Source organism: Leptospira abararensis (assembly GCF_016918735.1).
In the GTDB taxonomy this organism is placed as follows: domain Bacteria; phylum Spirochaetota; class Leptospiria; order Leptospirales; family Leptospiraceae; genus Leptospira_A; species Leptospira_A abararensis.
This window is the reverse complement of record NZ_JAFFPR010000047.1, coordinates 95358-110476: the sequence shown is the minus strand read 5'-3', so window position 1 is coordinate 110476 and position 15119 is coordinate 95358. Positions and strand designations below refer to the sequence as shown.

Genomic DNA, 15119 nt, shown 5'->3' with positions numbered 1-15119 from the left:
AGGGAGAGTATATGACAACCGACCAGATGATGAGTTTATACGGCGATAACGTCGTATTGTTGGAAGAGTATTACAAGTTATTTAAAGAAGATCCGTCTTCTTTATCCAAGGATTGGGTTTCTTTTTTCCAAGAATTGGAAAGGACATCCATCCCTAACAACGGATCAGGTGGGAATGGGTTCAACGGAAACGGGTATGTCAATTATGCATCCACCGAACACAGAAAAGACTCCTCACTGAGTGACTTTGGGATTATCAACCTTCTCAATGCTTACCGAAGACAAGGCCACTTAGCGGCAAACCTCGACCCACTGGGAATCAACAAACCCAACCGCGAATTTATCGACCTCAAAATTAAGGCCCTAAAATCAAGCGACTTAGAAACAGAAGTGGATTCTGGAATTGCAAATTTAGGAAAAGCCAAACTAAAGGACGTCATCGATTGGTTTGAAAAAACCTACTGCGGATCCATCGGTTGTGAACACTACTATCTCGTCAATGATGAGGAAAGAGAGTGGTTACAAAACCGAATGGAACCACTCGCAAACAATGAACCGATCAGTAAAAAGATCGCCTTACGTTTGTTTGAGAAACTATACCAAGCCGATAGTTTTGAAAACTTCCTCGCCAAAAAATTCGTGGGGAAAAAAAGATTCTCTCTCGAAGGTGGGGAGACCATGATCCCGATGCTTGACACTCTTGTCGAGGAAGCGGGTGGTCATAAAATGGATGCCCTTGTCATCGGTATGGCTCACCGGGGACGACTCAATGTTCTTGTGAATATCATTAGAAAACCAGCGGGACTGATCTTTGCTGAATTCGAAGAAAAATTAAACCCAGGCCAACTGGGATATGCCGACGTAAAATACCATCTTGGGTATTCCAATAATGTGATGACCCATTACGGAAAAGAAGTCAAACTCTCTCTTGCCTTCAATCCGTCCCACTTAGAAGCCGTAGATCCAGTGATCTTTGGATCGGTTCGTGCCCGCCAAGAAATGGCAAAGGATATGGACCGTTCTAAGTTTATGCCAGTCGCCATCCACGGGGATGCGGCCTTTGCAGGACAAGGTGTGGTTGCCGAAACACTTAACATGATGAACCTAGATGGTTATACAGTGGGCGGAACTTTCCACATTGTGATCAATAACCAAATTGGATTTACGACTCTTCCCAGTGAATCCAGATCGACTTTGTATGCGACAGATCTAGCCAAAGGATTCCAAGTTCCGATTTTCCATGTAAATGGAGATGACCCGGAAGCCACATATAGGGTCACAAAACTGGCGTTAGAATACAGACAAAAATTCAAAAAAGATGTGATCATAGATCTTATCTGTTACAGAAGGCTTGGTCATAACGAAACCGATGAACCTACCTTCACACAACCACAGATGTATGATATCATCAAAAAACATCCCAAAACCATCACCATTTATGAAGAGAAACTACTAAAAAGAGGAGATATCACTCCTGACGAAATCCAGTTCATTAAAGATGGAATCCAACAAGGACTCGAAACTTCTTTCCAACAAGCGAAAGAAAAAGACACTCGGATCACGGTCGATACTCTCGGTGGCGTTTGGTCCAGATACACCAAAGAACCTTTGGATTCTGATGTCCATACACAGCTCCTCCAACAACAGTTAGGTGGGATTGTCAAAGCAGTAACTACCCTTCCTGAAGGATATACGGCAAATCCAAAACACATTAAGGTGTTGGAAGATCGTAAAAAAATGGGGGCGGGAGAACTGCCCATTGATTGGGGATTTGCAGAATCCCTTTCCTTTGGTTCCATTTTAGAAAATGGATTTCCGATTCGTCTAGGGGGACAAGATGCACAGAGGGGAACTTTCTCTCATCGGCATGCCACTCTTTCGGACATTGTGAACGGTAAAAAACTCACTCTCCTGAATCATATAAGCGACAAACAGGCAAAGATCGATATTGTAAACTCTTCACTTTCCGAGTATTCATGCCTCGGTTTTGAATACGGGTATTCTCTTGCCGATCCAAATAGCCTTGTGATGTGGGAAGCGCAGTTTGGTGATTTTGCGAACAACGCTCAGGTGATCTTTGACCAGTTCATTTCCAGTTCGGAAATTAAATGGCAAAGGATGTCGGGTCTTGTATGTTTACTTCCGCACGGTTACGAAGGACAAGGCCCAGAACACTCTTCGGCGAGGTTAGAACGTTTTTTACAACTTTGCGCTTTGGACAATATCCAAGTCGCAAACCTAACCACACCGGCGCAGTACTTCCACATCTTACGACGCCAAATCTTACAAAGTTTTAGAAAACCTCTTATCATCATGACACCGAAGTCCCTACTTCGTTTGAAAGATGCGGCTTCTAGTTTGGAAGATATCACAACGGGTGCGTTTAGAAAGATCCTTCCCGATCCAGTGGCAAAACCAGAAAAGGTAGAGAAGTTACTTTTCTGTTCTGGAAAAGTTTATTACGACTTACGCAAAGCCATCGATACACAAAAGTTGGAAAACGTGGCAGTGGTTCGAATCGAACAACTCTATCCCTTCCCAGAAAACCATATCAAACAAATGATTACCAGTTACGGAAAACTGAAAAAATTTGTATGGGTACAGGAAGAACCGAAAAACCAAGGCGCATGGTTTTTTATTCGGGATCGAATTGAAGCGGTGATGCCGGAGAACAAACGATTGCATTATGCAGGTCGTTCGGAGTTCCCAAGCCCTGCTTGCGGTCACGTGGTCACTCACTTAAAAGAACAAGAAGATTTAGTAAAGGATGCTCTCTCCTAAAGGGAAAACATTTAATTCACAAATTGGTATTGTTTAGAATGAAGCCTTACGCAAAATCGTAAGGCTTTTTTTTTAGGAATTCTGATTACTGATTACTCGTCGGCGCAACCAATGCTTCCAAGGAACCACTTAAGATTCCCTTGTTTGTTGCCGCGTCATAATCAAAAACATGGAGTTTGATTTCTGGTTCCGGAAGTTTCCTTCTTTTATTGACTTGTTTGTCAGGATTTTTTCCCAAAATTAAAGTTAGGTGATTTTTTGCTGAATTATAAACTAACTTCCGAAAATGAAATCCTATAGGCAGAACAGTTTGTAAGTCACCAGATTCGGGATCAAAAAGATAGACCAATTTGTGGTCTTTATAATTGAGTACTCCATCCAAATTGCTATCTTCGGTGACGGCCAAAATGATGATTTTTTTCTCTATTGCAAGGACATCTTCCTTAGGATCGTCAATGGTATTAGAAACCGATTTTTTTTCAAAGTCCCCTAGAAAAAAATCCCAAATATAAACATCATGAGGAAATAGTTTTTGAACTTTTCCATCTTTAAGATTGATAGAATACAAATTTCTTGCATGAGATAAAATCCCATCAGGACCAAACCCACCGGATTCAGTGACAAGGCCATGAGGGTAGATAAAGTATTGTTTCCAATAGATTTTCCCGTTCCCATCTTCTAAATCCAAACTATCTGTGGGTTCGGGACTACTATCTTTTTCTTTAGATTCGGGAGTTTCTACTGTGACTTCATACCCATCATCATAGAGGCGCCAGCTCTTAGACAAACTAAAAGTAAGCACCGCTAATATGAGTAAAAAAAATAGAAAGACTCCGACTCTAAATTTTTCCATTATTTGTTTGCGTTATAAGCCTTTATGGCACTAAACACTTCATCCAATTCAGAATCGGTCATATAAGCAAAAAGTGGAAAGTTAAGAACGGATTTAGAAATCCTTCGTGCATTTCCATCCTTTCCAAATCTTTCTATAAGGAATGGTTTGGCACCGGGTTGGTCAGACATGGCACCTGGATAAATATTTCCAAATCCAATTCCTTTGTCTTTTAAGACAGCTTCAATTTTGGGACGAAGTTCTGGGTCCACCAAAGTCACGTTACAGTATCCATTTTCGTCGTAACCTTTCGGGGGATGGATCACTCCAATCCCAAGGCCTGGAAGTTCTTTGTAGTATACGTTCTGCGATTTTTTACGAGAATCAATTCTAGCTTGCAGGTGTTTTAAAGATAAATTAAGGAAGGCTGCTTGCAGCGAATCAAGCCTTGAGTTCCAACCCACAAGTCCATGTTCATAGTGAGAGGTCCTTCCATGATTCACAAGTCTACGAGCCACCACAGACAACTCTTCATCGTTTGTAAATACAGCACCACCATCACCAGCAGCGCCTAACACCTTTGCCGGGTAGAAGGAAGTAGTGGAAATGAGTGCATCTTTGTACAGAGACTTTCCGTTGAACTTCACTCCAAAACACTGAGCTCCATCTTCAATGAGAGCCACATTCTTTTCTTTGCAAAATTTACGAAGTTCTTCAATTTTGGAGGTTCCCCATCCATACAAATGGACAACAAGTGCTGCCTTTGGTTTTACTTTTTCCACAGCTTCTTGAAACACTTGGAAATCCATTTGTAAATCATCGGGATTGGTATCGATCGTATAAGGATCCCCGCCCACATTCACTACCGCTTCAAAGGTAGCCCAAAACGTAGAGTCCGGTAATAAAACTTTATCCCCACGACCCACACCCACGGCACGAAGAGCTAGTTGCAAAGCATCCGTTCCATTGGCACAACCAATGGCATACTTTGTTTCTGCCCAAGTGGCAAGGCCCGCTTCTAAATCAGAAACTTCGTTTCCACCAATAAACTGTGCGTTTAGTGACATGGACTTTACTTTTTCATTCCAGGTGTCCAAAAATCCTGGTTCAAATCGTTTGATATCTATAAATGGAACTGCCATTGTATGCCCTTTTCTAATTACTTATTTGTGAATATTTGATGAAGCCAACCATTGAACTCTTTGGAATACATGGTCCAAAGAAAAAATAATGCCCAATACAGAACGGTCCCATAAGCAAGTGCTGGGATCAAGGTTTTACTTAAGTTATTGGATGCGGAATAGTAAATTCGAATGAGAACAAGAGGCCATAAAAAAAATAAAAATACGTAAATAGAATTTCCCATAGCAGAGATCCAAAGGAGAACTTCTGCTTTCGGGTTTTCTTTCCAACGGGCGACCCCTTCCCAAAATTCAGGAAAGAATTGAACCAAATAAAAGCAAAAGACTAGAAAGAAAAAAAACTTCCAATGTGACTCCAAATCTCTTCGGAAGAGAGTGAGAAGAAGACCCACAAACCATATGAATAAAACAGGAAAAGCAACGGTTTCCAATAGTGTCATGATTTATTTTCTTTCGTCTCCATGAGTCGTTCTAAACAGGAAATGAGTCCTGTGGGATCACAGATCCCTTTTCCTGCAATGTCAAAGGCCGTCCCATGGTCTGGGGACACTCGAGTAAAATCCAGTCCTAAGGTTATGTTCACACCCTTTTTCCCTTCAAGCAATTTAAATGGGATGAGGCCCTGGTCATGATAACCGGCCAAATACAAATCGTACGGTTTGGCACCCGGCAAAAAAGCAGAATCCGCAGAAAGAGGACCTTCCACGGAAAATTTTGCTTTTCCTAAGATTTTTGCTCCCACTGCCAGGATGGTAGATTCTTCGTCCCCAATCTTTCCCCCCTCACCGGCATGAGGGTTCAGTCCCAAATAAGCAATCTTCGGGTTTTTTAAAAACTGGGAACGAGAGAGTGCAGAACTCAGATCCTTCCAAGAAAACCGTTTCAGTTCTTTCACAACATCTTTCAGGGGAACATGGGTGGTTAAGGGAATTACGTTTAATTTCTCACCGGACATCATCATAAACGTAGGTCGCTTGTAATATGCGGCCAAAGTTTCGGTATGGCCTCGAAATCCTTTGACCCCTGCTTTTCCCACCCACTCCTTAGAGAGCGGAAGGGTGATGAGATCGGCTCCTAATTCCTTTTGCCAGTCCATGGCAGCCAGAAGTGAATCGTAGGCCATCTTGCCTGAGGTGGCGGAGGGTTTACCCAGTGTAAACTGGCGTGTTTTTTTAGAATCCGACCAAGGGAGAGAATAGAATCCGGGTGTGTCAATCGGTTGGGAAAGGTTGGGGAGCGAGGGAACCGTGAGGTTGTGAGGGCCACGAATGAGGTAAATGCGGTGGCGTTTCCCTAAGGATTGCAACAATGGGAAGGCAGAAACCAAAAGTTCATAGTTGATACTTGTGGGATCGCCTTCCGAAATCAGAATGGTTTTCAATTATTCTTTTGCGTTTGGTTGTTTCCCAAAAATTTTCTCAACACTTAACGAATCTTTGGAGTATTCCAATTCGATTAAGTCTTTCGCACTGTGTTTGAGGTCGTTGGAAATCATACAACGTCCTTCTAGAATCACACCATTTTGAATGATGAGTTCCGGAGTTTTGATATCGCCAAGGATTTTGGAAGTAGGGAGGAGCATGACGCGGTTTCTTGCAGTCACATTTCCCGCCACAATTCCTTCTACGATGACACTGGCAGCCGTGATATTGGTTTTGACCTTACCAGTAACACCAATGTAGAGGTGTTCGGCTTGGAGGGATTTCCCCTCGAATTTACCGTCAATTTTTAAAGATCCATTGATAAAGAATTTACCATTAAAGTAAGAATTCTCTCCAATCGTTGAATTGGTAACTTCGGTCTGATTTTTGACTAATGCCATGCTGTTACGGGTCCGTGAATGTGATTTTTCACAGTGTCCTTGTTCCCCCTGGGAATGAAAAGGTTTTTTTACCCTCGAAAAGACGGGAGTCGAATCAAATCACAAGCCTCTTCTGCAAATTCCTGAAATTCACGAAGCCCTTCCATAATTGATCTACCTTCCAAAACCGTGGCCTTTTCAAACCTAGGATTGAATTTGATCGGTTCTTCCATGTTCATAATCACATTTACCCCATCCTTGATGTCTTTATTCACCGCAGTGAGGAAATCTCGAAATTTACCAAGGGTTTCAAAGGATTCCGCAATGAAGATTCGGGATTGTTTGTTTTTCATCCGAGAGAGCTGCTCACGAAACTCTTGTTTATCGGCAGCAGCATACTCTTCAATCGTTTCCACAAGGATCTTCATGTTCCTACGTAAATTTTCCATATACTTAAGAACTGAATCTCTTTCGGTTGCATGAGAATAATCAAACTTAATATGGCCATCCCCAAGAATAGGAATATATTCTAAATCCATAATATTCACAAGGGTTCCAATTTGGTTGATTTCGCTATCATTGGAATTGGGGGATACTTTCATTACCGGATACTGCGATATCACTTTATGTTTGAGGTTTTCTGGATTTTCCTCTCTGGTTTTTGCATTTCGCATCGTCTGCTCTAAGTTATCCGGGATACCTTCCGGTGAAACCTCTTGCATACGACGTCTATAACGTTCTATATCATAGGCAACACGTTCCTTTTGCAGATCATTTTTGGCATTTCTTTCAATTTTCTCCAAATTCCTTAGCATTTTCTGCAATTTGGAGAGTTCCATAATCTGTTCTTGCGAAAGTGGCATCTTATTCCCAACCTTCTGGAATGTTTATTGATTCACCCGAAGAAACTAACGAACGTTCTATCGAGTTTGCCAGAACATTCTCACCTATCGTTTTCAAAACTCGAAAGTACAAATTTAGAGCTAAAGGTAAATACTTGAGTCGACCTGCTTTTTTATAAAAGTTTAGAAACTGTTGGTTTTCCTTTTTTACAAAAGAGATAGAGGCCAATTGTAAATTAATAAAATAAGAATATGGTTTAAGCACTAATTCGTTTTTTAAATCTTCTTCGTAACGAATTCCTTCATTACGAAAACGAACAACAGTTTCCACAAAAGGATCCAATTCATGGGATAACTCATATCCAAACCCATTTTTTTCAATCCAATCCCCACGAAGTGTTGTTTCCAAATCGTACCTATACCGAAAAAAAGTTTCTTCTGGGAAGTATCGTTTTGCATATCGTAAAGCAGAAAAGGCAGGAATTTTCCCAAGAGAAACCAAACAAAATTTTTGTTTTTCCCACTCTTCCCATTCTGAATAAAAACCGATCAGGAATTTCCAAAATCGGAAAGTCTCTTCTCCACCAAACCATCCCATTTCAATTGCATGGAAAAGAACCCCAGAGATCTGCCAATGAGAATCAAGAATTACAGCATCGGTGAGAGCTTTAAAATCTAAATATTCACGTTTACCTTGCACATATTCGACTAACGCATGTAATGTTGAATTTTCATAAGGGAGTTCGGAAGATTCCCATCCAAGCAAAAACAAAAACCTTCGGTTATCATCAGTTTGACCAAAAAATTCTTTGGTTTTTAAAACCCAGTTTCGGAAGTCTTGGATCTTTCCTGAATACAAAAGTCCAAATCCAACAAGTTCCCAATCCTCTCTTTCCATCTCATCAAACTCTCGGTTTTGACAGAGTTCCCAAATTTGCTCTAAGGATTCTGTAGGAAAAGGGGTGGGAGTGGTCAATTGCGGGTCTTTGAACCGATTGGCGACTTCATTTTCCCCTAAAATGGAACAAAGGCTGAACCCCCCAGAAAAATCGGTCGATAAATAGAAGAGATAGTTTGCAAAACGAGACTGATTGCCTGAAAAGAAGGCACGTAAACTAGGCCAGAGTTCGGAAAGACTGGCCTTTTTCGGAATATGAGGCCCTTTGTGGAATTCGATACGATATTCCGGCCATTGCAGTTTGTATTCTGTTTGTAAGCTCATAAGGAGAGGAACCTTCCCTCTCTAAATTCGTAATCATAGGAAGTATGCATGAGGCATTTTTGGTTAGCAAGTAGAATTCTTCTCTTTTTCACAACATCCCTATTTGCGGAAACTGACCTTCAATATTTAATCAAATCTCACCAGTGGGGGCAAATTCAAAATCATTTTCAAAACACAAACCCTACTCGTGAAAGTGAAGTGTATAGCCTTATCGAATTTCATGAAAAATCACCTAACGGAGATAAGGAGAAACGGTTTCGCTATTTGATTTCTCTTGTCCGCGGTGTTTTTGTCACAGAATCATCGGAAGAAGAAGTAAGAAAAATCCTGACACAAACCATGCCCTTCCAAACTACACTGTTCAAACTAAGTTATTGGAAGTTATACACAGAAATTACCCAAAGAAATTATCTAACACCTGCCGAACGAATCCAATATTTAAATCGAATGAATTTAGAAGAAGATCCGATTTGTCGCCGCCTTTTGGATGAATTGGTAAGACTTCTTGCTGCCAACAACCAATGGAAAGAAATTTTAGATAAAATTAACTCCATCCAAGAATCACATAAAAGATACCTTCTCACTGGTGACACACAATACAGATACGGGAAAGCAAAACTGATCTTAGGTGATGAAAAGTCGGCAGTAGAAGAGTGGCTAAATCTTCTACAAAGAGATGGATTATCTGATTCTACCGCGCATATGGTCGCTGCCGATTGGTCGAAATACAAAGGCTCTGGAAGTATCTTACAACTTGCCCCATCCGAGCTCACTCTCCTACTCCCTGCCATCAGTCATAATGACAAGGAAGCATTGTTTCGCACAAGACCAGAACTATTTTCCACAAGGCTTGCCTACTACGAAGGTTTCAAACACCTAACATTAGTTTTAACAAAAACTGGTAAAATTAACGAACTATTTCGTGTTTTACGTGCAAATAAGACCTTTGTGGATATGGACTCCTCCTGGATCGTCTCCCTTGCCGATATTTTGTACCAACAAAACAAATTCCAAGCGGCCATTGAACTTTTAAAAACATTCCCAGGCAAAGATGCTGGATATTATCGAGTTCTTGCTGCCTCTTACGACCGTTTGGGAGACAGGGAATTGTATTTTGAAAATCTAATTCTGTATTTAGGGAAGTATCCCTTCAATCTTTTTTACCAAGACCGACTTATAGAATATCTTGTAGATCGGAAAGGGGATAAATCAAACTACGCACCTCTGGTAAAATTTGAAAGAGCACTCGCAGAAATTCCAAACCTCCCCGTCAAAGGTCGGCTTGTGTATTGGTATTTGCGCTCTCTCAAAGAAAGCGGAGAAACAGATAAATTAAAAAAAGAACTGAAACGTTATTATGCTCTTTGCCCTGGTTCGTATTATACGCGAGTGATTCGAGAAGAATTTTTACCTATCATCAAAGAATCAAGCAAACCAGACAATCCCACATACAACAAAGAATATCTTTTTGAATACTTATCTTATACTGCGGGGATTCCGGAAGAATCCTACGCCATCCTTGGTCGCAATTTGGGATTTGTGTATCCGAAAGATTCCTATGAGTTAGGAAATAAACTGGGAGGAATGAGTTCACGAATCCAAGGGCATAAACTACTCAACCTCGCCAAAGAATACTTCCGCGTAGGAGAAGACAGTTTGGGACTAAGCCTTGTCAACTTTCACGTAAAACGAGAAAACCTTTCGGAGGAAGAAAAGGATGAAATTTTAGTGGGAATTGGCGATCTTACTTATAACACGTACTATACGGCATTTCATACAAGGTCTCTTCTTAAAAGGCATTTTATTCCCGATGACCCCATCCTCCTTCCCACTTCCCTCTCCGTTAGAATCTATCCTAGGCCCCACCAAAGTATTGTAGCGCGTTATGCAAACGAAAACGATATCTCTGAAGATAAGGTTTATGCTCTGATGCGACAAGAATCCTTCTTTAAGGAAACGGCCACCTCAAGATCTAATGCGCGGGGCCTTATGCAAATTATGCCGGCGACAGGAAAGGAATTGGCATCTAGGATGGGAATCACTTCCTATTCCCTTTACGAACCCGAAACCTCCATACGTTTGGGGACAAAATTTTTAGCCTATTTATTGAAATCCAACGGGAACGAATTGAAATGGGCATCCATCGCTTACAATGGCGGTCCTGGAAATTTAAGGAAATGGAAGAAGTCCGTTTACTCTGGCGATTTTAACCATTTTTTAGAGGACCTTCCTTACAAAGAGTCGAGAGATTACTGTCGCATCGTGGTTTCGAATTTCTACGCATACGACATCATGAAAAAATACCATAAGTTGTAAAAAATGGCTTTTCCCCTCCCTTTCCTCTGTCTATCCTTAGAAATAGACAGAGATATACAGGAGAAGATATGTCCGAAAAGGCAATTCTGAAAGTGGATGGAAAAGAGTTCGAACTTCCGATTTTAGTGGGAAGCGAAAACGAGAAGGCAATTGATATTACTAAACTCCGCCAATTGTCCGGTTATGTTACGATTGATTCCGGTTATTTAAATACAGGTGCTTGCACGAGTGAGATTACCTTTCTCGATGGAGAACAAGGGATCCTCCGTTACCGCGGAATTCCTATTGATGATTTGGCCGCTAAGTCTACATTCACAGAAGTAGCTTATTTACTTATCTACGGCAAACTTCCAAACGACGCACAACTCAAAGAATGGAATAGTTCCATCACAAAACATACAATGATCCACGAGGATCTCAAACGCCTGTTCAACGGTTTTCCAAAAGATGGACACCCAATGGCGATCATGTCATGTATGATGGGATGTTTATCTACTTACTACCAAGACAGTTATGATCCAATGAATGAGGAACACAGAGAAATCTCCATCATTCGACTCCTTGCAAAATTCCCAACGATCGCAGCTTATGCGTACAAAAAATCCATCGGTCAACCCATCATCCACCCACTCAACGAGTTAGATTATGCATCTAACTTTATGAACATGATGTTTGCGGTTCCGGCAGAAGATTATCATATTGATCCAGAAATTGTTTCTGCACTCAACTTACTTCTGATCTTACATGCTGACCACGAACAAAATTGTTCTACGTCTACTGTTCGTTTGGTGGGATCATCTCTCGCAAACTTGTATGGTGCGATCTCTGCAGGAATCCTTGCCCTTTGGGGACCACGTCATGGGGGAGCCAACCAAGAAGTATTGGAAATGTTGGAAGGAATTAAAAAAAGCGGTCTCTCGGTTAAAAAAATCGTAGAACAAGCCAAAGACAAAAATTCCAGTTTCCGATTGAATGGATTTGGTCACCGAGTTTACAAAAACTTTGACCCTCGTGCCAAAATCATCAAAGTAGCTTGTGACAAAGTATTGAACAAACTTGGAATCAAAGATCCACTTCTTGACATTGCAAAAGAATTGGAAGAAGCAGCTCTGAACGATCCATACTTTGTAGAAAGAAAACTTTATCCAAACGTAGATTTCTATTCAGGAATTATCTACCGTGCTCTAGGGATTCCAACAAATATGTTTACAGTCATGTTTGCTATGGGAAGACTTCCGGGTTGGATTGCACAATGGAAAGAGATGATTGAAGATCCTAGTTTAAAGATTGGTCGACCACGCCAAATTTACACTGGTCCCCAAGAGATCTCTTACGAAGCCGCAAAAAAACAGGCGTAAAAAACCTTAAACACAATAGGGACAGGGGACGAGGATCTCCTGTCCAAGACCTAAAAATTGAAAAGAATATCCCTGCCCCAATTCCTTTTTCTAGTTTTACTCATCCTTCTTTCTTTTACAAAACCAATTCTTTCCGAAACTCCAAGCGACATTGGGGAAAGAATCATCCACACAACCAAATTTACCTATTGGATTGATCCAACTTCCACTGTTCCTGTAGAATCTGTATTAAAAACAGGGCAATTCGAAAAGATTACTGATGATTTTGTCAACTTTGGTTTTTTGGAAGGAACTCTTTGGTTAAAACTTGATCCCAAAGATTTTCCCGATCCCATCAAATACCCATTACTTCTGATTCAAGCACATAACATTGACTTTGTGGAACTATTCCACAAACACGACGGCAATACCTTTATTGTTTCCAAATCAGGTCATATCCAACCCGTTTTTCAAAGAGAAATTCCTCATAGAAATTTTGTCTTCCGAATCGGGCACGAAAAAGAAACCATCCTTGTTGCCATTCGTTCGGAAATCTCTCTACAATTTGCATTTGTTTTTACCAACCAAAGAAATCTCCAACGAGAGGACTACATCTCACAATGGGTCTATGGACTTTTTTTTGGAAGTTTGGGTATCATCATCTTATACAATCTTGCAATTGCTTTTTTTGTAAGAGATAGGAATTACTTTTATTATATTGGTTATGTGTTTTTCTTCGGCCTCGGCCAACTTTCTTTACTCGGATTCTGGGGGTATTTTTTTGTTCCAGATTCTTATTTCTGGAAACGAATTGGTATCCCCGCTTTTTTCAGTATTTGCCTCTTTTTCTTTGTTCTATTTACATCCCATTTTCTAAAACTAAAAGCCCGAATGCCCAAAATAGCTCGGTTCTATCAAGTTTTGGGATTTTTTTCTCTACTGAATGCCGCAATTGCATTGTTTGGCGGTATCGCCCAATCTTCCATTGGGGTAAGTTGGCTTTCAGTTTTAATCTGCTTGAGTTTACTTGGAGTGCTGATTTGGGGGATTTGGAAACGCCTCAGATCTTTTTATTACTTTGCAATTGCCTTTGTTTTGTTACTTCTTACCTGCACAGTATACGGGTTACTCAAATTTGGAATTCTTCCTTCCAATCCATTTCTGGAAGAGATGTTATTTCCCATCGCTTCTCTTGCCGACATCACTTTGTTTGCCTTTGCTTTGGCTGATCGAATTCAATTATTACGTCAAGAAAAAGATATGGCCCTTGCCCAAGTCACAAGCCTAAGACGAGAACGGAAAATTTCTCGGGACATTCTCATGCAGTCCCTTCCAAAAACCATTCCCGATGTAAAAAACTTACAAATCCAAATTTATATTTTGCCAATGAAAGATGTAGGTGGAGATTTCTATGAATTCTTTTCACCCAATCCCTATGAAATAGGCATTGTACTTTGTGATGTTTCAGGACATGGAATTCCAGCCTCTCTCATTTCTGCAATGGGGAAGGTTGCCTTCACCACCCAAAAAGATAATATCTCATCTCCCAAACAAGTTTTAGAGGGAATGAATCGTGTGTTATACGGGAATTGCAATCCTCAATATGTAACGGCCTCTTATGTGTATTTAAACACATCGACAAAGGTATGGCGGTTTGGACGTGCCGGTCACCCGAGTGCTTATCTCCAAAGAGCCAGTGGTGAAATCATCAAAGTTCACCCCAAAGGAAAAATCATTGGTGTGTTCCCCGAAATTCAAATTGAAGAAACCACATACCGAGTGGAGCCCAAGGATCGAATCCTTATCCTAAGTGATGGGGTTTTGGAATGTTTTAATCCCGAAGGGAAAATGTATGGAGAATCCAATTTATTGGAATTTTTGCGAACCAATCGGGAACTACCAAACCATCTATTCAAAGGAAAACTCATACAGGATTTAGAGTCGTTTTCTAAAGCAGAAATAAAAGAGTGGGAGGACGACCTAACGTTTATTTTTCTGGAATTGGTATGACAAAAAGTTACGAACTCTTGGATTCAGGTGATTTATCCAAATTGGAAATTGTTGGTGGGTACAAACTCCTTCGTTCTTCCCCTACTTCTGCTTATGGAAAGGCAACACCGGAAATTTGGAACGACCTGCATGCACAATACATCAAAAATGATTCCGGCTCTGGACATTGGAATTTCCAAAAGAAAGTTCCCGAAAGTTTTACCATCGAATTTTCTAACCTAACCTTCAAAATCAAACTCACACCTTTTGGCCACATCGGATTATTTCCCGAACAAGAAACCAATTGGAACCGTGTTCGAGAGATTGGAAAAAAGAAACAAGGTCTAGAAGTTTTAAACCTATTTGCTTATTCAGGGGGATCGACCCTTGCTTGTTTGGATGCAGGTATGGGAGTTTGTCATGTGGATGCTTCCAAAGGAATGGTGGACTGGGCACGCGAAAATGCAAAACTCTCTGGCCTCGATACCAAGCCAGTTCGTTGGATTGTAGATGATGTGATGAAGTTCATTCGCAGGGAAATCAAACGGGGGAAAAAATACCAAGGACTCATCCTCGACCCTCCCAGTTTTGGTCGTGGATCCAAAGGAGAGGTTTGGAAGATTGAAGAAAACTTGCCGGAACTTATGGATGCCCTCATGGAACTCTCTGATTCCAAACCCGAATTTGTCATCCTCAGTTGCCATAGCCAGGGTTTTAGTCCCCTAACATTAGAAAGGATATTATCTTCACGAATCAAAACCAAAGGTACTTACCAAACATCTGAGTTATTCATTCCTGAAAAATCGGGGAAAAAATACCCTGCTGGATTTTGTACTTTCTTCTCTAGATAAAAAACTG

At 40.8% G+C, this 15119-nt stretch carries 12 protein-coding genes; 5 read left to right on the top strand and 7 right to left on the bottom strand.

Features of this window, described 5'->3' with window-relative positions; all coding sequences use genetic code 11:
- The first annotated feature begins 11 nt into the window (after nt 1-11).
- On the top strand, nt 12-2780 hold the full coding sequence (locus JWG40_RS13100) for a 2-oxoglutarate dehydrogenase E1 component (protein ID WP_205286234.1): 2769 nt from the start codon (nt 12-14) through the stop codon (nt 2778-2780).
- An 85-nt stretch (nt 2781-2865) separates the two neighbouring features.
- On the opposite strand, the gene JWG40_RS13095 is transcribed toward JWG40_RS13100, so the two are convergent.
- From JWG40_RS13095 to JWG40_RS13065, 7 genes are all read right to left on the bottom strand, one after another.
- Complete coding sequence (locus JWG40_RS13095) at nt 2866-3633, bottom strand: hypothetical protein (RefSeq protein WP_205286233.1); 768 nt, start codon at nt 3631-3633, stop codon at nt 2866-2868.
- On the bottom strand, nt 3633-4754 hold the full coding sequence (locus JWG40_RS13090) for a DegT/DnrJ/EryC1/StrS aminotransferase family protein (RefSeq protein ID WP_205286232.1): 1122 nt from the start codon (nt 4752-4754) through the stop codon (nt 3633-3635). The genes JWG40_RS13095 and JWG40_RS13090 overlap by 1 nt, the downstream gene beginning before the upstream one ends.
- 17 nt (nt 4755-4771) lie before the next feature.
- Nucleotides 4772-5194, bottom strand: a complete 423-nt coding sequence (locus JWG40_RS13085; protein WP_002989327.1) for a hypothetical protein — start codon at nt 5192-5194, stop codon at nt 4772-4774.
- Nucleotides 5191-6135, bottom strand: a complete 945-nt coding sequence (locus JWG40_RS13080; protein ID WP_205286231.1) for a PdxA family dehydrogenase — start codon at nt 6133-6135, stop codon at nt 5191-5193. Before JWG40_RS13080 ends, JWG40_RS13085 begins: the two co-directional genes overlap by 4 nt.
- Nucleotides 6136-6576 (bottom strand): bactofilin family protein, encoded by a 441-nt coding sequence (locus tag JWG40_RS13075; RefSeq protein ID WP_002989231.1) that lies wholly within the window; start codon nt 6574-6576, stop codon nt 6136-6138. It lies immediately after the preceding gene.
- A gap of 68 nt (nt 6577-6644) precedes the next feature.
- A complete protein-coding gene (locus JWG40_RS13070; RefSeq protein WP_205286230.1) occupies nt 6645-7418 on the bottom strand; it encodes a hypothetical protein in 774 nt (257 codons plus the stop codon).
- Between the two features lies 1 nt (nt 7419).
- Complete coding sequence (locus JWG40_RS13065) at nt 7420-8619, bottom strand: LBF_1011 family protein (protein ID WP_205286229.1); 1200 nt, start codon at nt 8617-8619, stop codon at nt 7420-7422.
- 48 nt (nt 8620-8667) lie between these two features.
- On the opposite strand from JWG40_RS13065, the gene JWG40_RS13060 reads away from it, so the two are divergent.
- From JWG40_RS13060 to JWG40_RS13045, 4 genes are all read left to right on the top strand, one after another.
- The gene (locus JWG40_RS13060; protein ID WP_205286228.1) at nt 8668-10935 is read left to right on the top strand and encodes a lytic transglycosylase domain-containing protein; all 2268 of its coding nucleotides are present in this window, start codon (nt 8668-8670) and stop codon (nt 10933-10935) included.
- A gap of 68 nt (nt 10936-11003) precedes the next feature.
- Nucleotides 11004-12293 (top strand): citrate synthase, encoded by a 1290-nt coding sequence (locus tag JWG40_RS13055; RefSeq protein WP_002973093.1) that lies wholly within the window; start codon nt 11004-11006, stop codon nt 12291-12293.
- Between the two features lie 66 nt (nt 12294-12359).
- On the top strand, nt 12360-14282 hold the full coding sequence (locus tag JWG40_RS13050) for a SpoIIE family protein phosphatase (RefSeq protein ID WP_408611522.1): 1923 nt from the start codon (nt 12360-12362) through the stop codon (nt 14280-14282).
- Nucleotides 14279-15112: a class I SAM-dependent methyltransferase gene (locus JWG40_RS13045; RefSeq protein ID WP_205286226.1), complete on the top strand. Its 834-nt coding sequence runs from the start codon at nt 14279-14281 to the stop codon at nt 15110-15112. The genes JWG40_RS13050 and JWG40_RS13045 overlap by 4 nt, the downstream gene beginning before the upstream one ends.
- Nucleotides 15113-15119: the final 7 nt, after the last annotated feature.

Coding starts and splice junctions, on each gene's coding strand:
- JWG40_RS13060 (WP_205286228.1), top strand. CDS start 8,668: ATGAGGCATTTTTGGTTAGCAAGTAGAATTCTTCTCTTTTTCACAACA.
- JWG40_RS13090 (WP_205286232.1), bottom strand. CDS start 4,754: ATGGCAGTTCCATTTATAGATATCAAACGATTTGAACCAGGATTTTTG.
- JWG40_RS13085 (WP_002989327.1), bottom strand. CDS start 5,194: ATGACACTATTGGAAACCGTTGCTTTTCCTGTTTTATTCATATGGTTT.
- JWG40_RS13045 (WP_205286226.1), top strand. CDS start 14,279: ATGACAAAAAGTTACGAACTCTTGGATTCAGGTGATTTATCCAAATTG.
- JWG40_RS13055 (WP_002973093.1), top strand. CDS start 11,004: ATGTCCGAAAAGGCAATTCTGAAAGTGGATGGAAAAGAGTTCGAACTT.
- JWG40_RS13095 (WP_205286233.1), bottom strand. CDS start 3,633: ATGGAAAAATTTAGAGTCGGAGTCTTTCTATTTTTTTTACTCATATTA.
- JWG40_RS13075 (WP_002989231.1), bottom strand. CDS start 6,576: ATGGCATTAGTCAAAAATCAGACCGAAGTTACCAATTCAACGATTGGA.
- JWG40_RS13100 (WP_205286234.1), top strand. CDS start 12: ATGACAACCGACCAGATGATGAGTTTATACGGCGATAACGTCGTATTG.
- JWG40_RS13070 (WP_205286230.1), bottom strand. CDS start 7,418: ATGCCACTTTCGCAAGAACAGATTATGGAACTCTCCAAATTGCAGAAA.
- JWG40_RS13065 (WP_205286229.1), bottom strand. CDS start 8,619: ATGAGCTTACAAACAGAATACAAACTGCAATGGCCGGAATATCGTATC.